The 19,230-nt window shown below is 43.9% G+C and carries 18 protein-coding genes; 7 read left to right on the forward strand and 11 right to left on the reverse strand.

Features of this window, described 5'->3' with window-relative positions:
• Nucleotides 1-74 precede the first annotated feature (74 nt).
• Together SWP_RS20420 and SWP_RS20425 are read right to left on the reverse strand one after the other, a co-directional pair.
• The gene (locus SWP_RS20420) at nt 75-1,169 is read right to left on the reverse strand and encodes an alkene reductase (protein WP_020914556.1); all 1,095 of its coding nucleotides are present in this window, start codon (nt 1,167-1,169) and stop codon (nt 75-77) included.
• Nucleotides 1,166-1,567: a VOC family protein gene (locus SWP_RS20425; RefSeq protein WP_020914557.1), complete on the reverse strand. Its 402-nt coding sequence runs from the start codon at nt 1,565-1,567 to the stop codon at nt 1,166-1,168. Before SWP_RS20425 ends, SWP_RS20420 begins: the two co-directional genes overlap by 4 nt.
• A gap of 102 nt (nt 1,568-1,669) precedes the next feature.
• Between SWP_RS20425 and SWP_RS20430 the strand changes: the two genes are divergently transcribed.
• Nucleotides 1,670-2,584, forward strand: a complete 915-nt coding sequence (locus SWP_RS20430) for a LysR family transcriptional regulator (protein ID WP_020914558.1) — start codon at nt 1,670-1,672, stop codon at nt 2,582-2,584.
• A 17-nt stretch (nt 2,585-2,601) separates the two neighbouring features.
• On the opposite strand, the gene SWP_RS24850 is transcribed toward SWP_RS20430, so the two are convergent.
• Both SWP_RS24850 and SWP_RS20435 read right to left on the reverse strand, forming a co-directional pair.
• Nucleotides 2,602-2,724, reverse strand: coding sequence for a DUF3955 domain-containing protein (locus tag SWP_RS24850; RefSeq protein ID WP_079891971.1), 123 nt, complete (start codon nt 2,722-2,724; stop codon nt 2,602-2,604).
• 87 nt (nt 2,725-2,811) lie between these two features.
• A complete protein-coding gene (locus SWP_RS20435; protein ID WP_020914560.1) occupies nt 2,812-3,222 on the reverse strand; it encodes a cupin domain-containing protein in 411 nt (136 codons plus the stop codon).
• A 632-nt stretch (nt 3,223-3,854) separates the two neighbouring features.
• On the opposite strand from SWP_RS20435, the gene SWP_RS20440 reads away from it, so the two are divergent.
• On the forward strand, nt 3,855-5,906 hold the full coding sequence (locus tag SWP_RS20440) for a TonB-dependent receptor plug domain-containing protein (protein ID WP_020914562.1): 2,052 nt from the start codon (nt 3,855-3,857) through the stop codon (nt 5,904-5,906).
• A 79-nt stretch (nt 5,907-5,985) separates the two neighbouring features.
• Here the strand turns inward: SWP_RS20440 and SWP_RS20445 are convergent, their stop codons facing one another.
• The 4 genes from SWP_RS20445 to SWP_RS20460 form a co-directional block, all read right to left on the reverse strand.
• Nucleotides 5,986-6,963 (reverse strand): sensor domain-containing diguanylate cyclase, encoded by a 978-nt coding sequence (locus tag SWP_RS20445; protein WP_020914563.1) that lies wholly within the window; start codon nt 6,961-6,963, stop codon nt 5,986-5,988.
• 204 nt (nt 6,964-7,167) lie between these two features.
• Nucleotides 7,168-7,704, reverse strand: coding sequence for a response regulator transcription factor (locus tag SWP_RS20450; RefSeq protein WP_020914564.1), 537 nt, complete (start codon nt 7,702-7,704; stop codon nt 7,168-7,170).
• Nucleotides 7,701-9,014, reverse strand: a complete 1,314-nt coding sequence (locus SWP_RS20455; protein ID WP_020914565.1) for a sensor histidine kinase — start codon at nt 9,012-9,014, stop codon at nt 7,701-7,703. Before SWP_RS20455 ends, SWP_RS20450 begins: the two co-directional genes overlap by 4 nt.
• A 14-nt stretch (nt 9,015-9,028) precedes the next feature.
• Entirely contained in the window at nt 9,029-9,940 is a 912-nt protein-coding gene (locus SWP_RS20460; RefSeq protein ID WP_020914566.1) for a dTDP-4-dehydrorhamnose reductase family protein, read from the reverse strand.
• Between the two features lie 103 nt (nt 9,941-10,043).
• Here SWP_RS20460 and SWP_RS20465 point away from each other — a divergent pair, with 103 nt between their 5' ends.
• Nucleotides 10,044-11,963: an alkaline phosphatase D family protein gene (locus tag SWP_RS20465; protein WP_020914567.1), complete on the forward strand. Its 1,920-nt coding sequence runs from the start codon at nt 10,044-10,046 to the stop codon at nt 11,961-11,963.
• 2 nt (nt 11,964-11,965) lie between these two features.
• Here SWP_RS20465 and SWP_RS20470 read toward each other — a convergent pair whose 3' ends face one another.
• From SWP_RS20470 to SWP_RS20480, 3 genes are all read right to left on the reverse strand, one after another.
• A complete protein-coding gene (locus tag SWP_RS20470; protein ID WP_044556141.1) occupies nt 11,966-12,883 on the reverse strand; it encodes a pseudouridine synthase in 918 nt (305 codons plus the stop codon).
• A gap of 45 nt (nt 12,884-12,928) precedes the next feature.
• Entirely contained in the window at nt 12,929-13,516 is a 588-nt protein-coding gene (locus SWP_RS20475) for an LON peptidase substrate-binding domain-containing protein (protein ID WP_020914569.1), read from the reverse strand.
• Nucleotides 13,517-13,676: 160 nt separating this feature from the next.
• Nucleotides 13,677-14,732 carry a patatin-like phospholipase domain-containing protein gene (locus tag SWP_RS20480; protein ID WP_020914570.1) on the reverse strand — a complete coding sequence of 352 codons (1,056 nt, stop codon included), beginning with the start codon at nt 14,730-14,732 and terminating at the stop codon, nt 13,677-13,679.
• Between the two features lie 352 nt (nt 14,733-15,084).
• Between SWP_RS20480 and SWP_RS20485 the strand changes: the two genes are divergently transcribed.
• The 4 genes from SWP_RS20485 (at nt 15,085) to SWP_RS20500 (ending at nt 19,182) form a co-directional block, all read left to right on the forward strand.
• Entirely contained in the window at nt 15,085-15,513 is a 429-nt protein-coding gene (locus tag SWP_RS20485) for a hypothetical protein (protein ID WP_020914571.1), read from the forward strand.
• An 85-nt stretch (nt 15,514-15,598) separates the two neighbouring features.
• Nucleotides 15,599-16,060: a NanQ anomerase/TabA/YiaL family protein gene (locus SWP_RS20490; RefSeq protein WP_020914572.1), complete on the forward strand. Its 462-nt coding sequence runs from the start codon at nt 15,599-15,601 to the stop codon at nt 16,058-16,060.
• Nucleotides 16,061-16,083: 23 nt separating this feature from the next.
• Complete coding sequence (locus SWP_RS20495) at nt 16,084-16,617, forward strand: protein tyrosine phosphatase family protein (protein WP_020914573.1); 534 nt, start codon at nt 16,084-16,086, stop codon at nt 16,615-16,617.
• Between the two features lie 279 nt (nt 16,618-16,896).
• Complete coding sequence (locus SWP_RS20500) at nt 16,897-19,182, forward strand: aminotransferase class V-fold PLP-dependent enzyme (RefSeq protein ID WP_020914575.1); 2,286 nt, start codon at nt 16,897-16,899, stop codon at nt 19,180-19,182.
• The last annotated feature ends 48 nt before the right edge of the window (nt 19,183-19,230 follow it).

Here is a 19,230-nt window from a genome sequence, read left to right on the forward strand (position 1 = left end):
CTTAAAGTGCTTTAAATCTGCAATTATCAAGTAGAACATAGAAGAGATGCTTCTATGTTCCGTTGCTGAACTATTTACCTTTCCACTGCTGGGTAATCGATATAACCTGCGGCTCCACCGCCAAACAGCGGACCTTTGTCAAAATCGGCTAATGGTAAGTTATGCTGCAATCGATAAGGCAAGTCGGGATTGGCAATAAAGGAGCGACCAAAAGCCACCAAATCCGCATAGCCTTTATCGATGACAGCACTTGCGCGCTCTACATCATAACGCCCAGCGACAATAATAGTGCCACCAAATACCTGTCTTAATTTGATTCTAAAATCCTCAGGGATCTGCGGTGCATCATCCCAATCAGCTTCTGAAAGATGGATATAGGCAATGCCCTGTTGCTCTAGGTGTTCTGCCGCCAGTAAAATCGTGTCGACAATCTCAGGGCATCCCATATCTTTAAAGGTCACAAATGGCGCGAGCCTTACACCAATTTTATCTGAGCCTATTTTGCGACTGACTGCGGTGACAATATCAGCTAAAAACTGAATGCGCTTAAATGGCGAACCACCGTATGCATCAGTTCTATGGTTGGAGTTGGTACGTAAAAACTGGTCAACCAAATAACCATTTCCGCCGTGGTTCTCAACGCCATCAAAACCCGCATCTATTGAGTTTTTGGCCGCTTGTGCAAAGTCAGCGACCACGCGATCGATATCCACTTGATCCATCTCTCTTGGCGTCGGGCAGTCTACCATTTTCCCCTCTGGATGTGCTTCATCCACGACCCAAACCTGAGTGTCTGTGGGCTTAATTGCTGATGGAGCCATAGGTGCGGCTCCCGCTTGAAACACCGGATGTGACACTCGGCCAACATGCCATAGCTGGTTGAATATTGTACCACCAGCTTTGTGCACTGCAGCCGTTACTTTTTGCCAACCCGCTATCTGCTCAGGAGTGTACACGCCAGGGGTAAATGAATAACCTTGGCTATCATCGGAGATCTGTGTCGCCTCACTAATAATTAAGCCCGTTGAAGCTCTTTGAGCATAATAAGTGGCCATCATCTCATTGGGGATATTACCAGGCTGGCTGGTTCTAGAGCGCGTCATTGGCGCCATCACCATACGGTTAGTAAGTGATAATTGTGGTTTTAGATAAGAGGTGAAAAGGCTCATAATAGCTCCTGATGTTGGCTAAAAACGTCGAAATGTTGCTGACTAGGTGTGTCCAAGGTGATCAATTCGAATACCACTTCTCCAGCACGGACAAAAACTTGTATTACATTACTGTCAGGTACCTGCCGAACATTGTATTTTATACTGCTGCTTTGCAACTTTAGGGTTAGCGCCTCTAGACTCATATCAGTATCAAATGCAACATGACCTATGCGGCACTGGGGAACGTCAGACTCAATCATATGGATTAAGGCTTGATCACCTTGATACAACCATTGTCCCTTGAAGGGAAATCTGGGCCGCCTACCATCGGTTAATTCCAGCACTTCCGTTAGCAAGTACATAGCATCGCTATGTTCAGATGTGAGTAAATTAAGATGATTAAATGTGATTGCCACAATCAGTAATCTCAGTATTCAAATGATGTTAAGCAGTTTATACCTGTTAACTAATTTTGATAATTAGGCTAATATTAAAATCATTTTCAAAAAATATTTGATATGTACCACCTTAACGATCTTAAATTAGCCATTCGCATTGCCGATCTTCAAAGTGTTTCTGCAGCAGGGCGTGAACTAGCCATGACTCCCGCTGCGGCGAGCGCTGCGCTGCAGCGTTTGGAAAAGAAATTAGATTGTGTGCTATTCGCCCGCTCCACCCGAAAAATGACCCAAACTGAAGAGGGCAAGCTTTTCATTGAGTCAGGTCGTAAAGCCATTCAACTACTTGAAGGCGCTAGCAATGCGCTAGCTGATAATAAAGGAGAATTAAAGGGTGAACTGAAAGTTGCACTGCCGTCAGATTTGGGCCGGAATGTGGTACGTGAGTGGCTAGATGATTTTTGCGCTGTCGCCCCAGAGCTAAAAATCATCCTCTATTTCGGCGATCAAATGACAGATCTTATTGGCCAAAATGTTCATTTGGCATTGCGCTATGGTCAACTAGAGGACTCCAACTTAATGCGTCGTCAATTGGCGATGATGCCTAGGGTCGCGGTTGCCTCTCCTGATTATTTAAAAGTACATGGCCACCCAACTCACCCAAGAGAGCTGCCGCAACACAAAATACTGGTACTCAACCGCGGCGGAGAGCCATGGCAAAAGTGGCGCTTTAGCCACAAGAATAAACAGTATGAAGTTGCTGTTACCGCTAATAAAAGTTGTAACGATGGCGCAGTGATAAAAGATTGGACTCTTGCAGGCCAAGGCATTGCTTATAAGAGTTGGTTTGACGTAGCTAAAGAGGTCAATCAGGGTCAACTAGTGGTACTTTTTGCCGATCAACTGGCGGAAGAGATCCCTTTACAGTTGGTGTACCTGCAATCGGATTATCCTAGCCACAAAGTACGCAGTGCTATTGATTTTCTCAAACAAAAATCACAAAGCTATCTAACACGGTACCCTTGCCCAAATTAAGCCAAATGGATATAACGCTATCGCTTTAAAATGTTATGCCGGATCATAGTGACTGCCGCTGATAAGATAGCTAGAAACAGACAAAGCCATGCAATTGGGAGCAACCCAAATGGTTCGTTCAACAGGCCATTGGCATCAATAGTCTATAACTTGATAACTGATAGATGCCGATAGTGCTAACACCAAAAACAAGATAGCTAGCCAAAACGATTGCAACAGCTTCATTGTTAACCCTTATGTTCATGATCTAATACGGTTACTTTCTCGCCTTGCTCTGCAAGGTAAAAGACCACTATTTTCGCAGGCTCTGCGCTGATATTTTGTCCGGTATGCGAGGTGTTCACTAACTCAATCAGCGTATCTCCGGCTTTTAGGTGTAATTTTTTGCCGTCGCGAGTCTGCACGACTAACTCGCCACTTAATAGGATTCCTGCATTTATGACCGGATGTTGATGCCAAGGTAACTGTTCTCCAGGGGCTATCACTATCTCTTTAATTGTCACTTCCGGCTGATTTAAGACATAAGCAGGTAGTCTATCGCCATTCCATGATTGGGTAGATTTAATCAAATCTTTAGAGGTTGCCGCACTGACTGAGGTCGCAGCAAACATTAAAGCCAATAATACCGATTTCAACATGTTAAATATTCCCTTTAATTTATACCAATCAGTATAAAGATTTAATCGCTCAGCGAGAGTTTAGCAGCTTTGAGGTCAGGTCATTAAATGCTCCTCGGTAACTGCTCCTGCGTGACTCTCGATAATCGCTCCTGCATTATTCTAGCTTCGAGCATCCTTACTCTCGTACCTCCTATATCTGACCTCCAAGGAGGGAGGGAATGCCTTAAGCATGTCAGGAACATGCTAGGCCAGGTGGTTAGCAATGAATGAACAGCGGTTCAAGTTCATTAACGCTGCACCTGAGTCGCTACCCATACAAGCTTTCTTAACCTTTAAATCCAAGCCCAAATAGCAGCTACGACCTCAATTTTCAGCAGCAGATGACTAATCTAGCGTGACTTTATCTCAATACTCATTAACTAACATACCTAGATTAACTATGGGCTCAACTAACCTCTAATCCAAGTTAATTCAACTTGATCATTAACTCAGCAACTTTTGTACTAGGTAAAAACATTGCAATAACGGTCCGCTCATTACCTTTAGCCGTTTACCTGCGACATGGTGTCGCAGATTGCCCTTTAGCCTTTGCCAGCGATAAACCATCTTGACACCATCGGCAACACACAAAACAAAATAACAACATTATTATGAAGTTGCATTTATCTCTAGTTTCACTTTCCATCATTACTGCGCTATTTCCGTTACAGACGTTTGCCGATGATGCCGGCTTTGAGGTTATTGAAGTCAACGGACAACATCAAGGTAGTTACAGTGCGGTAACCCCTGAGGCCGCAAAGCCTAAAACAGACATCAGTGGTTTACTGAACAACTTGCCTGGCGCGTCAGTCAATGGCAATGGCCCACTAACAGGTATCGCCCAGTATCGTGGTTTATACGGCGATAGAGTCAACACCCAAGTGAATGGCATGACTCTATCAAGTGCAGGCCCAAATGCCATGGATACTCCGCTAAGTTACGCCAGCCTAATACTCACCGAGCGCCTAGAAATGACACGCGGAATTGCCCCAGTCTCCGCAGGAACAAACACTCTTGGTGGTAGCGTACAGGTCATTGAGTCTCAAGCGAGTTTTGATGAAGTCAGCGGCAAAGTCGCTGCTCAATACCAAGACAATGGTCAAAGAAGCCACATCGGTGCTAAAGGCAATTTTGCCAATGAACAACACGCAGTCTTAGTTTATGCCGATATGCTCAACGGCAATGAGAATGTAACCACTGGTGGCGATCAAACTATCTCACCCACCACTTATGACAAGAATATGTTTGGCGGCCAATACCGTTATCACCTCGGCGACAACAGTAGCAATGACTCCATCTCCATTGGTTATCAACATTTGGAAACCACTGATGCCGGCACACCAGCACTGCCAATGGATATCGACTTCATTAAAACAGATCGCGTCAAACTTGAGGGCAATCATGACCTCAATGATTGGGAGGTGAATTGGCATCTCGCATATAGCGATGCTAGGCATGGAATGGATAACTTTAATGAGCGCATGAAAATGCCAACCATGAATGCTCGCTATAACAACGCAGAAAGCCAGAGTTACGATGCCGCATTTACTTTTGCCAAAAATAGCTGGCTATTTGGATTCGATAGCCAACTAAGTGAACATAACTCAGTCATTAGCGATCCAACAAAACCTATGTTCAAAGTTGATAATTTCAATGCCGTTATCGATAACACTTATAGTGCCTTTGCCCAATGGCAGCAAGAAATTGGCCAATGGCAATGGGAGTTAGGCGCTCGAGTTAAGCACTATCAAACCGATGCTGACGAGGTCTATCACTCAATGTCGAGCTCCATGCCTGCAATAAAAGTATTGATGGATAGATATAACAATGCCGACAGATCGCAGCAACAAACGGGACTCGATCTCGTCATTAATGGCCGTTACTCACAAACTGAACAGTTAAGCTGGATTGTAGGACTGGCAAGAAAGCAAGATAGTGCCAGTTACCAGCAGCGTTATTTATGGGTACCAATGCAGTCTACTGGCGGATTGGCTGATGGGCGTACTTATGTCGGTCAGATGGATTTGGATCTTGAAACAGCCTATCAAATTGAGCTCGGCAGTGAGTTTCAAACTGATAGTTTTAGCCTTAACCCACGAATATTTTTTCAGCGTATCGATGATTATATTCAAGGTGTTGCGGCAACCGATCCGGCAGTGATTATGGCAGCACAAATGATGGGCGACGACAACCCGATGCAGTTTGCTAATGTCGACGCTCAACTCTACGGTATGGATGTTACTGCCAGCTATCAGCTCAACTCGAACTGGTTCATGGATATGAATGCCAGCTACATCAAAGGAGAACGCAGGGATATTGATGACAACCTTTATAGAATAAGCCCACCAAAAGTCAATATTGGTATTAACTATCAGCTAAATAGCTGGGCTGCACGCTTAGAGACGTTGGCCGTCTCTGCTCAAAACGAAGTCTCTGAATCTCAATTAGAGCAAACTTCTGCTGGCTACGCTTTGATCAACATATCAGTCAGCTATGACGCCGATAATTGGCTAGTCAAAGCGGGAGTCGATAACCTATTTGATACCGAATATGAAGACCATTTAGCTGCTTATAATCGTGTAATGGGCGGCGATCTCACACCTGGTCAACGCATGCCTGGAACCGGATTAAATACCTGGGTTACCGGTGAGTATCGCTTTTAGGGTCAAAAGAGTTACCAAAAGGGAGCACTCCACTGCGCCCATCCTTACCCCGAGCTGACTCCTCTGTCTCGGGGGCTTTTCAATCCATTATTTCACGCTTTCTTTGCAGCATATCTCTATCAGCTAGATCCAAAAGTTCACCGATAGAAGCTGAAGAGTTAGCATCTGTAATACCAATCGAGACAGTAAATACCGGTAGCCGTTCAAGCTGGTGGTGAGAACAAAATGCAGCTGCAATCCGATGTTTTACACTCGCAAGTTCCTCTTTAGCGTCATACATCACCAAGGCAACAAACTCATCACCACCAACACGCCCAATCACATCTGACTGCCGCACTGACTGGGTCAAAACCATGCCAATAAGGGTGATAACATCATCACCAACACCATGGCCATGCTTATCATTTATCGCTTTAAAATTATCGACATCTAAGTATAAAAGGCCAAGACTTGTATCCGTTCTTTGAGCTAATTTCACCCGTTGTTCAGCCAGAATATCAAAGCCACGACGGTTATTTACGCCAGACAGGGGATCGGTAATCGCCAATTTCTGCATTTCTGCGTAAGCACCAATTAATGACAGATCAGCTTCTAAAATGTCTTTAAGGTGACGAATGAGCTCAAGATAGGTTGTTTGGTAGTCAGTTTCTTTAAAATCCATCACACAGAAGGTGCCAAATGGCTCTCCACTAGGCCAAAATACTGGCACCCCGAGATAAGATCTAAAACCGTCATTGTGCACTTCAGGATTACTATCCCAACAACTGTCTAGTAGCGCATTACTGACATATAATTGCTGGCGCGTCTCAACGATCCGGCGGCAAAAAATATTCACTTCGGGCTCAACAATAAGCCCTGCCGGATAGGGATTAGACGCTTGGTCACTAGCGATGGTGACTTGAAAACCTTTCTGGGTATATTGCACTAAAAAGCTGGCGGGAGCGTCAAAAACCTTGGCTAACAAATTAACTGTTCTTTGCCATTTATCAGTTGAGATGAGATCGTTTGGATCTTCTAGTAAAAAAGTATCAGTATTAAAAGTAGCATTTTGGGTCATAGGCAACTCCGAATAAAGACAAGCGAACATTATTTTTTTTAGCGCTTACCTCAATTCAGCATAGCGATATAGCAGCATATCTGTCCAATCTAATTGCGATTAACAGCATAAGTAGTTGTCACATCAAAATACGGGCTCTTCACACAATAGAATCAGCTATCAAAGATAAAATAATTAAGACAATGACTTACTTATAAAATTAACTTATCGATGGTCCACCACAGGCTTTTTTAAAAGCTTACGCTGCAAGGTGCGTCTATGCATACCTAACTGCCGAGCAGTCGCAGAAACATTGCCACTATTAGCAGTTAACACTTGCTGAATATGTTCCCACTCAACCCTTTTAGCTGACAACGGCTCCTCCTGAAAAGCCTCGACAATGGAATCTACTGGAGTTACAGAGAGTGCATTCAGTAAAGTTTGAGTATCCACTGGTTTTGCCAAATAATTGTCTGCACCAAGACGAATAGCTTCAACTGCAGTGGCAATGCTGGCATAACCCGTTAACAGCACCATAATGACGTTTGGCAGTAATTGCCGTAAGGGGGAGATCAACTTAAGACCATTTTCTTGCTCCAACTTCATGTCGAGTAGTACATGAGTCGGTTTAAATTGACGTGCCAGCAACAAACCTTGGCTGGCATCGTGACACTGCTGACACTCAAACCCCTGCTTGCTCATACGTCTGGTTAATATTGCTGCTAATGCAACATCATCTTCTATAATGAGTAATCGCTTCATGTCGTTGCCCCTACACTTTTCTGCATTGGAAAACTCACTTCAGCAACAGTGCCTCCTTCTGGAAGCCCAGCCAATAATAGCCTCCCTCCCAAGCGCTCAAAACTGGCATGACTTAACAGCAAAGCCATGCCCATACCTTGTTCGCTTTCAATTAACTCTTGTCCGAGCTGGGCATGCATTTTTTTAGGAATACCAACGCCATGATCTTTGACTAAAATGCACAGTCGATGACTTTGATTAGCGAACAATGCAGACACATTCACTCGCTCCTCTCCAATTTCAGCTAAGCTTGCGCTTGCCGCATTTTCCACTAATGACATCAATGCAGGCAATAAACTAGCATCGGTAACAATGCCCACCTGAGAATCAGCATTAGATTCATCCATTAGTGTTAGCTCCAACTTCACTTGCGGCATCAGCAGCAGCACTTGCTGCTTTAAGGTATTAAGTAGTTGATTGGCACTGAGCACTGTTTGCTTTTGCTCCCTAATAGACTCAGTTGCTGTACGCAGTGAATGTAAAGTCTGCTCACAGCGTAGCAATGCACTGTCCATCTCAGACAAAATGGGCTTAAGGTTTCTGTCTTGCGTTGGAGCCTCCTCTACTACCTCATCAACCAACAAACGAAGGCTCGCCAATGGTGTCGCTAGCTGGTGTGCCATTTGAGCCGATGCAGTGCCAAGAGCGAGTAATTTCTCCTGTCGTAACTGGGCTTCTCGCATAAAGCTTAACTCAACATCTTGCTTACGCATCCGCTGTGCAATGTAGGCAACACTAGTTGTTAGCACCAATGAAGAGATTAGAAAGTTAAACCACATACCTAAATAATGAGAGCTCATGTCCATACCATGATGCTTCATCTGGCTCTCTGGCACTGAGAAGATCATCAAGCTATAGGCGACTGTCGACAGTAATGTCAGTGACCATGGAGCCCACTTAGGCAACGTAATTGCAGCGATTGCAATCGGTAATAACAGTAAGGAGATAAATGCGTTGGTCGCACCGCCGGTAAAATAGAGCCAAGAGATCCAAAAAATAGTGTCTAGCAGTAACACTATAAATAACCCAGACTCGGTACGAGCAATGGGCTCACGCAACCTGAAGGTAAATGCCAGATACATAGCTTCTAAGCACAAACCCCAATACAAAACGGGGCTGCTTAACGAAAGACCAAAGGTTTCTGCAGCAAAAAACGTCAGCCCCAGCTTTAATAGCAACCCAGCAATGCGTAGCAAGGCTAACTGATCCGTTGCGCCAAAGTTATTATTAAATAAGCTAGTAAAGGGATTCTTTAATTTTGAATTGATCATCAATAACTATTCTTTTATTTCTTGAGTAGCGACATTGCGACTGGTGACTGCTGCAACGCTTTTTTAATTCCAGAGTTAAACACTACGTTGCTTTGAATAGATAAACTGGCAAGTCTCTCACAACTTAAGCTGCAATCATGGGGGCGTTTTGCACTATCTGTGGGGGAGGTCACGGGTTTTAGATGCTCAGTATTAAGCCCAAGCAAACCACCCATGGTCAATAGCATCTGATACTTGCTCATAGTATCACTTGCACTAAAATGATAGTGACCAGCTAGGTGAGCCCCTGTTGTTTTTAAGCTAATCATTTTCGCTATCGCGCTGGCTATATCTTCGGTTGAGGTCGGACTGCGCACAGCCCAATCATCAACAAACTGTTCATTTTCATCAAGCAGCTGATTTAGCAATACCATCACTGCAGATTCCTGCAGCGTTTCTACAGCGCCATAAAGAATTGGCAAACGCAAAACAGCAAAGCCTTGCTTAGCCTCTGTAACAATCATTTCGCCTTGACGTTTAGAATCACCATAAAAATTCACTGGATTAGTCGCCGAATGTTCATTGTATGGCGGCGCTGTACCGTCAAAAACATAATCGGTTGAAACATATAACAGCCAAGCACCGCACTGGCTAGCAGCCAGAGTAAGCAAGCGCGTCGCATCGGCGTTAAGCGCCAACGCAGCAGCAGGGTTTTGCTCGGAAATATCAGGACGACGCTCCGCGGCGCAGTGGACAATAACATCCGGTTGATGAGTTTCAATAAAAGCGGTCACTTGAGAAGAAAGAGTCAGATCTAACCTGTGTACGCCTTGCACTGCACGGCTGTAACCACAGGCCAATACTTCAACATCTGGCTGAGCTTCGAGCTCCGCCACCACTGCACGCCCTAATAAACCCGTTGCACCCGTTACCATCACCTTAACCATATTTTCACTCCTTGAATTAACGCTAGGTTAGCTTAAGGGCTTTTCATCACCTAAGCACTGGTTTATTGTGGCTATTAATTACTTTTCACTAAAGAAATCTTTAATGTCGCTTGAAAATGCTTTGCCACTCATTATTGCAGGCCCCTGTTTGCGGCACTGCGATCAGCAACATTTTACCTTGTGGTTCGTCAGTCGTGAACGGCTTTCACAGCTACATTTGGCGATAATCAATGCGGGGATTGATCGAAAGCTTAGCAGTGAAGAGGTTCACGTAGTAAAACTAGGTCAAGAGGCATATCAATATCTAATCCGCATTTCTCAGCCTGAGCTACTACCCAATGACACAGTATTAAGCTATCAACTTGGTAGTGCACAATATGCTGATCTGTTTGCTGCTGTTGATGAACTCACTTATGCCGGTAAAAGTGAGCTAGAATTCATTATTAAACCGCAAGTCGACAACCTATTGCATGGCTCATGCCGCAACCCCCATCACCATAGCGGTGACGCACTGGTCTCTGCCGACACACAACTGGCTCAATTAGCCAGCCCAGAACTGCGACCTGCACTACTGATGCTAAGTGGCGACCAAGTCTATGTCGATGATATTGCAGGACCAATGCTCTATGCCATAGGGCAAGTAATAGACCTACTAGGCTTAAATCAAGAGCATTTTACTGACTGTAACTTAACCAATAGTGAGCAAATAAGTTACCAGCCTGCAGCTATGTACCAACGCCATCTGAACCTATTGCCTAAAACCCAATACAAGGCAAAAACAGCCATCAAACGTTGGTATATTAATCATCCTATATTTACCTCATCCATCGCTGAAAACCATTTAGTTAGCCTCAATGAACTCATCGCACTCTATCTACTAAGTTGGTCACCAGAGCTGTGGGAGATCATTGATATTCCTAAAGAGGTGAGCGGTCTCAGTAAAACTAACACTCTTCGCTGGCAGCGAGAATGGACTCACTTACTCGAATTCAAAAGTGGCTTAAAACAAGTCAGGCGCTTATTTGCCCACCTGCCGACCTATATGATTTTCGACGATCATGATGTCACTGATGATTGGAATCTCACCGCTAGATGGGAGATGGCAGCATACAGCCATCCTTTCTCCAAGCGGATCATAGGCAATGCCCTTATCGCCTATACGCTGTTTCAAGGGCTAGGCAATGCGCCAACAAAATTTGATGCTGACGTGCGTCCACAGTTAGATGCGCTTTTTAACGAGCAAGAAACCTCGACTCAGGATGGTCTGTCAGCAAAGAGTGCCGTTCAGGATCAACTTATCGACGAGTTACTCCATTTTGAAGACTGGCACTACAGCTTACAAACTAGTCCTAAAATAATCGTGCTCGACACCCGAACTCGCCGTTGGCGCAGTGAGTCCAACCTTGGTAAACCATCGGGGTTAATGGATTGGGAAGCATTGATGGAGTTTCAGGCGGAGCTTGTTAATCAACCCAATGTGATAATTGTGTCTCCAGCGCCTATGTATGGGGTGAAGCTGATTGAAACAGTACAGAGAATGGCGACCTTTTGCGGCGCTTCATTACTGGTTGATGCCGAAAACTGGATGGCGCATCCAGGCACAGCCAATACACTGTTGAGTATTTTCCAGCACCGCAAAACACCCGAGCAATTTGTCATTCTCTCTGGCGATGTACACTACTCATTTAGCTACGATATTAGTATCCGTTTTAGAGATGCTGGCCCTGCGATATATCAGATCACCTGTAGTGGTATTAAAAACCAATTCCCAGAAAAACTACTGCCCTACTTCGACAAATTTAATGGTTGGCTATATGGTCATTTCTCACCACTTAACTTTTTCACTAAGCGCAAACGTATGTCGATCCGTGGCCGTCGCCCCAATGGTGCCCGCAGTCAACGCTTAATGAATATGAGCGGCATTGGTCAAGTTGAATTAGCAGCCAATGGCGCCCCCACTAAAATAACGGTACTGCACGCAGACATGAGCGAAACCGAATTTTTACCACCCAGACGTCGCTAATCCTAAAACGAAAAGCCGTCACAGCTGATATCAATGTGCTCACCAGTTATTGGGTCGGTAAATGCTAGCCTTTTAGCCATCAGCTTTAATGGATTGTCAAAATCATCGGCCGCTTTATCAAGCAGTTCTGGATAAAGCCTATCATTTAAGATGGGCATACCTAAACTCATCATATGCAGCCTAAGTTGATGTGTGCGCCCTGTTACAGGAGTTAGCTCGAATAACCCAAAACCCCCTTTAACCTGTAACAGCGTAATTTCTGAATGGCTATTGGATTCTCCAACACTAATCTTCATCATAAAGCTAGGGTCGGCTTTCACCAGTCGATTTTTAACAGTCCAGCTTATTGGAAGCACTAGAGCATCTGCCGCTATTTTTGCCATTAGCTCATCAGAAAGCCTAGCAATAGCTTGATAGGTTTTAGTGATATTGCCAGTTTTGAACAGCTGATGATAATCGTGGCGTGTATCAACACTAAGTGATAGCAACATCACTCCCGCCGTCGCGCGGTCGAGTCGATGGCTGGCCACGATCTGCTCATTAGCAGTTTTAATCCGTAAACGATTGACTAAGCACTCATTGACAAAATTACCACTGGGATTAACGGCGAGGAAATGTGGTTTAAAAGCGATAATGATCTGTTCATTTTGCAGCAATACCTTCTCCTCAAACGGGATCAAGGACTCTTGTTGCACTTCACGGTAATAATAAACTCGCGCACGGGGAATAAACTCACTCTCTAAAGTAACTAACTCACCATCACGCCAATGGACTTTGCCGTTTTCGATACGATCAATCCAAGTCGTTTCTGCAATCGCTTTAAAGTGACTCACGAGAAAGCTCAAAACAGTGGGTTTATCGGTGACAGTTTCAGGCAACACAATATAGGAAGCTTGGGCGGCGCGGACAGATTGGCTCATGCGATTTAATACAGTAGCGAAGACATAGCGCCATTTTAGCAAAAACTAGCTTATAGCACTTGCATGGGACTTAATAAGTTCCAGCACAAAGTTCATGGTTTTATGGCAATTAGGCTGATTCATTAGCCGTAGCTTATCTTTATTGTATAAAGGTAGTACCTCCAACCAACGCTGACTGACCCAGGTTGCATCCTCTAGGTGTATGTCATTTTCATATAAACCAAATAGATCGGGGTTTACCTCATAAAATTGTTCTAACGCTGCGCTTATCAACTCAAACTCACCGATGATAGGTTCTTGTTGCCAGTTATTGCAGGCTAAAGTTCTGCTGATCCACACTCCATCCCGACGCTGCGCAGCCGACAAGATTTTCACCCGTTGCTTGCCTTCAAGTACAATACCAAGAGAATCGTCATCTAACTGATTAAAATCAATAATTTCACATTGTGTTGCCATCTCATAACAGGGAGGCTGACTATTGGCTTTGCTAACACCAAACACCAGAGGATAATGCTGCTTTAGCACTTCAGCTATTATGCTCAAGTAGGCAGGATCGACCACGCGGATCTCTAACCTGCCTTCAGGTAACAGTAAAGTATCGTGCGTTAATAACGCCATCTCTTCTGTTCGCATAATAACCTCCAAAATAGGTAGGCCAGACCATCTTTTGACGGTCGTCAATAAAGCTAAAGTGTAGCAGCTGGTTAAATTTCAGCCACCAGGCTTTTCACGGGACGGCTCACTTATTAGACAGGCATTAACAGCGATTTATTGCAATTTGACGCAGAAATCTCTATAGCGGCTCTATATGTTCAATTATAGATTGTTTAGCAACAACATCAGCTAAGTCATCCGCTAACACCTGACTCATCGCGTTTGCTGTACGCCAATATTTAATTCTAGAGTCGCTATCAAAATGAGAAAAATCATTACGATCGGGTAATTTTGCGTAGGGTAAACTTGCTAAGTAAGCATCAGTTGGTGCCAATATAAGCGCATTATCGTAATTCCGCTTAGCATCTCGACGGCGTAATGACTTATCGAACCAGCCTGGCGACATTCGAGGGAAAAAGTGTGGGTAAAGTGTCAGTCCTTTTGGCTTATTAAGCGGCAGGTCAAAATGATAGTCAGTAATGCCACCATCATAATAATGACCATTAGGCGCACCGTTTATTTCAGTAACAGGGGCTAATACCCAAGGGATAGAGCCTGTAGCCAGTAAGACTTGCTGAATGTTGTCTTTAGACAATCCACAAAATTGGCTAGGTAGATCGCTAAGGTTAACAAAAGGAGATTGTGACGGCTCAACTCCGAATACGTAGCGCTCAAAATGCCAAGCTAACGATTTACGACTGACGAAGTTAGTGGCTGCTGCGGTCGCGAGTCCCGCGGCAAGTGAGACTTTGTTCGAAACGCGGTTTAAATGACGACCTCGACAGGCAATATAATGACTATTAATAAAAGAGCTGGAGACTATTTCACTGGCGCCATGGCTACCTAAGACCCCAGCAAGGATCCCTTTAACTTGCTCAGATACCTCTTCAGCAGTAGGTTTAGTGTCATAACGTTGACCAATATACAGATCTTCAAGCCGTTGGTAGGCAGCCAGTGGATTATTTTGAGCCAAACACGCTAACCGCCAAGCACCAGATGAAGCTCCTAAAGTATGCAAGGGTTGTCGATGTGACTTAAAGAATTCACCAAAGAGATACTTATCGAGCCCAGCAATCCCAATCCATTTAGGACCGCCAGAGGCCGCCAACAGTTGGCTAAAAAACTCAGGTTTAAAACCATTTTCACTCAATGTTTTAAAAGCCTTTGCACCCGCAATAAATCGTAAAGAAGACACACTCACCTCAAATACCTAAACAATAATTAACTTTTGCTTTATACCCGTTCTACCTGAAGATGCAGAATTCAGTGGGAGTTTAATGGACTTTAATCACGGCATTGATTGAGACTAATGGTTATTCCCTTGGTAAAATCAATAACACTGAGTAAAGTCCATTAAAGCCCATCGCAGAAGGCTTTGTGCCAGCCCACTTCGTTGTTGCATTAATTTAAAAGGGAATAACCATTTCTACATTAATGCGCCTATAATTGAACTGGCACAATGCCTCTGAAACGAACATCTTCAGGTAGAACGGGTATATAATCAGTACCGTAAACTCGATGCTTAATGGAAGCAACAAGGAAGTATTATGGAAAATGCGACGGTGATTAAACCCTTTCAAAAAGCAGGCTTTGTGCTTATTGCTATAGTCATCGCTTTTATGGCGATTTATTTACGCAATGACAATGATATTTGGGATTACTTCATACTAGTTAATCTAGTTCTCTCCACTTTCTGGCTCATTCATCTGCTATGGACTCAACGGATTATTTTTACCACCGCTGAAGTCACTTTTATCAAAATGATGGTTAAATCTGATACCTCAGTGCCACAAACCTTAACGCTAAATTATCAAGATATCGACTCAGTGCGCTTACTCGGCGATCACCTATTTATCCATTCAAGCAGTGGCAAGATCAACTTCCCATTAAAACCTAAGTCTTCAATGGCTGCCAAGCTCAAACAGGCTTTTGAATCTAAAGGGATCGAGTTTGAAGTGAACTCCTGTATCGCCTAGCGGCCATTAGCGCTAAACTTCCCTGTATTGAAGTCTTAAACTCTGTTAGATAGCTGAGTTAAGCGACCTTATTAACGAGAAGATTATGATTGTAGATACTTTAGCCAACCGTGATTTGTACAGCCACATTAGTCCACGTATAGCAAAGGCACTAGCGCACCTTGCTGAAACAGACTTTAGCCAGCTTGAAGTTGGCAATTATGAACTTGATGGCAAAAACCTATTTGTTATCGTCAATGATTACCAAACTAAACCTAGAGAAATCGAGCCTTTCGAAGTACATCAGCAATACATCGATGTGCAATACGTTGTTAGTGGAGAGGAGGAGTTTGGCTACCTGCCGCTAGCAGACCAAACGCCATCAAAGCCTTATTTTGCCAAGCATGATTATGCTGAATATGACTATCTACCCAATAAAGAAGCTGCTGCATTTATCCCTCTAAAAGCAGGTATGTTTGCACTTTTTTTCCCACAAGATATGCATATGCCTGGCACTAGTCCGAAGCCACAACAGGTTCGTAAAGTGGTTATTAAAGTTAAAATTTAACGCGAATAAATAGGAACAATAAGATGAGGTTAATGATTCTACTCGCAAGCTTATTTAGCACTATTGCTATTGCTGCAGTTTCACCTGAGAAGCTACAAGAGATAAAAGCGGTACAATTTAATGACGGTAACATCATCACTGCAGGCCTACCAACCGAGTCGCAGTTTCCACTGTTACAACAAGCAGGTGTTGAGTTAGTCATCAATCTCATTCCAGTAGGCAGCTCTAGTGGTCATGATGATGAAGCCGATTTCGTCGCTAACGCAGGCATGCAATATCAGCAGATAGATGTCGATTGGCAGCAACCTACAACTGAAAATGTTGAACAGTTTTTTGCCATTATGGATGCTAATAAGGGCAAAAAAATATTAATCCATTGCGCAGCCAATTATCGCGCATCAGCCTTTTATTACCTTTATGAGCTAAAGCAAGGACACGCTGATACTGATGACTTTAAACAGCGAACTATGCAGCCATGGGGCATGTTGTCAGAAAGTTTAGTTGAATATCCACAGTGGAATACGCTGATTGAAACGGTTAAGCAAGAGCTGAAATAGTCCCTATTTTGACGTAATTAAAGCGCCCTTAAGGCGCTTTTTTTGTTATTTATTCCCTGTATCACCCTCGATTTACCCACTATTACATGCTTTGCAGCTCTGTTTTATTAGCTAATGAAGTCTTTTTTAATAAATCATTTTCGGCTAAACGTCCGACTTCAACGTGAAAAAATGTGATCTTGATCATTCTTACCAACCTGCTAATATAGCGACAAGATATTAGTTATAGCAAAAAGTAATAAGCGACTTTAGAATAATAACAATTAAGAGCTAAATACGATGAAGAACACCACAGAGTTAACCCAGATCTATCTTGATGCAAATGCTACAACCCCCGTCTTACCTGAGGCTGCAGCAGCGGCGTTATCTGCAATGGAGAATCTCTTTGGTAACCCTAGCAGTAGCCACATTACTGGGCTAAAAGCCAAAAACCTAATGGAGCAAACGCGGTTAAGAGCACAAACCTTACTCGGCAGCGGTGAAGGGAAAATAATCTTTACCAGTGGTGCAACCGAGGGAATTCAAACCTCCATACTATCGGCATTAATTGCGGCAAAAAGTCGCATGTCTGCAGATAAAAATTACTCTGTACTCTACGGTGCAACTGAACATAAAGCCGTGCCTGAATCATTGAAGCATTGGCTAACAGTGTTAGACATTAAAGCTGAAGTAACTGCAATTCCTGTCGATCAATTTGGCTTGCTTGATCATGACTTTATCCGTCAACATGCGCCAAGCGCCCTGATGATCTGCACCATGGCCGTCAATAATGAAACTGGCGTATTCCAAAATCTAAAGTCATTAGAAGCCACTATTCGCAGTGCAAATTCAGATATATTTTGGATGGTTGATTGCGTTCAAGCACTTGGTAAAACAGAGCTAGATTTAAAAACCACCACGATTGATTACGCGCCATTTAGTGGTCACAAGCTCTACGCCCCAAAAGGAATTGGCTTTGTCTATATTAGAGACTCAGCACCATTTACCCCTTTTATTGCAGGCGGAGGTCAAGAGAGCGGGCTGCGCTCAGGCACTGAAAACCTTCCTGGATTGGCTGCACTCAATGTGATTTTCGAGATGTTACTGAGTCAAGAGGGGTCGCCATTTTCAAGCAGTGCTCAACTCACACAGTATCGACAACAGATCGCCGACACATTGACAGAATGTTTTAGCGATATTGTGTTTAACAACAGTTTTGAGCATAGCGTTGCAACCACGATTAATTTTGCAGTTCCTAGCTTTAGTAGCAAAGAGATCATGGATCTTTTCGATGCAGCTAATATTCGTGTCAGTTCAGGCTCCGCTTGTAGCTCTAAAGTGACTCGCAGTTTCGTACTCGATGCAATGGGTCTACCCGCTTGGCAAAGTGAAGCGGCAATTCGCATGTCCTTTGGACCTGCGATAACTCAAGCTGAAGTCGATACCGCCTGCGCACGTATCAAAACGGCCTCGCAAGCACTCACCCAAAGTTGCATGATCTTGGATGACAGCAGTGATATTTCAGATAGAACCGATTTAGACGGTTTGTTACAGCTACGTTCTGGTGCAAGCTGTACTTGGGTATTTGTTGATTCTCTCAGCAAACAAGCTCTCATAATTGATCCACTGCCAGAGCTAAAGCAAAGGCTTGAAACCTTGCTTGAATGTCAGCAACTAACCTTAGTTGCCGCAATTGATACCCATGGCCATGCCGATCACGTCTCAGGACGAGAAGCCTTGGCAAGTCGTTATTTAGCCGAGCAGGAATCTGATCATTTAGGCTGGCCAGTAACCGAGAACCGGGTGCAACATTTAGCACAGCAGCTGCAGGTTATTTCAATAGGAACAAAGCAACTGCTCAGACTGCCAACACCAGGGCATACCAGCGATAGCATTAGCCTGCTGTTATGCTCTGCACCAAGTGCATCAAACCACACGGCAGAACACACACAGTATGCTTTTTGTGGTGACACAATTTTAATGGGAAGCCTTGGCCGTACTAACTTCGAGTCTAGCTCTAGCGTAGCACTATTCAATAGCCTGAAATTGATTAGAGATAGTATCAGTAGTACGGCTTTGATCTGTGCAAGTCACGATTACAATAATGAGTTTACCACCAGCCTTAAAGCAGAAATTAATCGCAATGACCTGCTAAAAGGCGTATTAAGCAACCAGTTGTCAATGGACGACTTCCAGCAGCGAAAAGCCCATCTAGATACTCATCTAAACGATGAAGTCGGCACTGAAATAATGTGTGGCGCACTGATTGGCAATTGTGACAAGTTCAAGATTAAGGAGTACGACGCCTTTAGCTTAGCTGCAGCAATGAAGCAAGATGAGAATGTCTGCATTATCGATATTCGTGAACCTCACGAATATGCGCTTAATCACTCAACTCAGTCGAGTTTGAATGTGCCATTAACGCGTTTAGTGCAGTTTATCCAAGAGCATCAAAACCAAAAAAATAGGCAATGGGTATTAGTTTGCCGTAGTGGCAGTCGCTCAATGATTGCAGCGCAAGCCATGCACCGGCTTGGATTTGAGCAGGTTTCTCATCTAAAAGGCGGTTACGCGTTAAGTTCATAGGCTTTTCAGAAAAGTGACTGTAGATAAGCCCTGCTTCTAATTATTGCA

Source organism: Shewanella piezotolerans WP3 (assembly GCF_000014885.1).
In the GTDB taxonomy this organism is placed as follows: Bacteria; Pseudomonadota; Gammaproteobacteria; order Enterobacterales; family Shewanellaceae; genus Shewanella; species Shewanella piezotolerans.

Bases quoted from the DNA above. Each gene is read 5' to 3' on its own strand.
- SWP_RS20420 (WP_020914556.1), bottom strand. From the start codon at position 1,169: ATGAGCCTTTTCACCTCTTATCTAAAACCACAATTATCACTTACTAAC.
- SWP_RS20430 (WP_020914558.1), top strand. From the start codon at position 1,670: ATGTACCACCTTAACGATCTTAAATTAGCCATTCGCATTGCCGATCTT.
- SWP_RS20435 (WP_020914560.1), bottom strand. From the start codon at position 3,222: ATGTTGAAATCGGTATTATTGGCTTTAATGTTTGCTGCGACCTCAGTC.
- SWP_RS20440 (WP_020914562.1), top strand. From the start codon at position 3,855: ATGAAGTTGCATTTATCTCTAGTTTCACTTTCCATCATTACTGCGCTA.
- SWP_RS20445 (WP_020914563.1), bottom strand. From the start codon at position 6,963: ATGACCCAAAATGCTACTTTTAATACTGATACTTTTTTACTAGAAGAT.
- SWP_RS20450 (WP_020914564.1), bottom strand. From the start codon at position 7,704: ATGAAGCGATTACTCATTATAGAAGATGATGTTGCATTAGCAGCAATA.
- SWP_RS20455 (WP_020914565.1), bottom strand. From the start codon at position 9,014: ATGATCAATTCAAAATTAAAGAATCCCTTTACTAGCTTATTTAATAAT.
- SWP_RS20460 (WP_020914566.1), bottom strand. From the start codon at position 9,940: ATGGTTAAGGTGATGGTAACGGGTGCAACGGGTTTATTAGGGCGTGCA.
- SWP_RS20465 (WP_020914567.1), top strand. From the start codon at position 10,044: ATGTCGCTTGAAAATGCTTTGCCACTCATTATTGCAGGCCCCTGTTTG.
- SWP_RS20470 (WP_044556141.1), bottom strand. From the start codon at position 12,883: ATGAGCCAATCTGTCCGCGCCGCCCAAGCTTCCTATATTGTGTTGCCT.
- SWP_RS20475 (WP_020914569.1), bottom strand. From the start codon at position 13,516: ATGCGAACAGAAGAGATGGCGTTATTAACGCACGATACTTTACTGTTA.
- SWP_RS20485 (WP_020914571.1), top strand. From the start codon at position 15,085: ATGGAAAATGCGACGGTGATTAAACCCTTTCAAAAAGCAGGCTTTGTG.
- SWP_RS20490 (WP_020914572.1), top strand. From the start codon at position 15,599: ATGATTGTAGATACTTTAGCCAACCGTGATTTGTACAGCCACATTAGT.
- SWP_RS20495 (WP_020914573.1), top strand. From the start codon at position 16,084: ATGAGGTTAATGATTCTACTCGCAAGCTTATTTAGCACTATTGCTATT.
- SWP_RS20500 (WP_020914575.1), top strand. From the start codon at position 16,897: ATGAAGAACACCACAGAGTTAACCCAGATCTATCTTGATGCAAATGCT.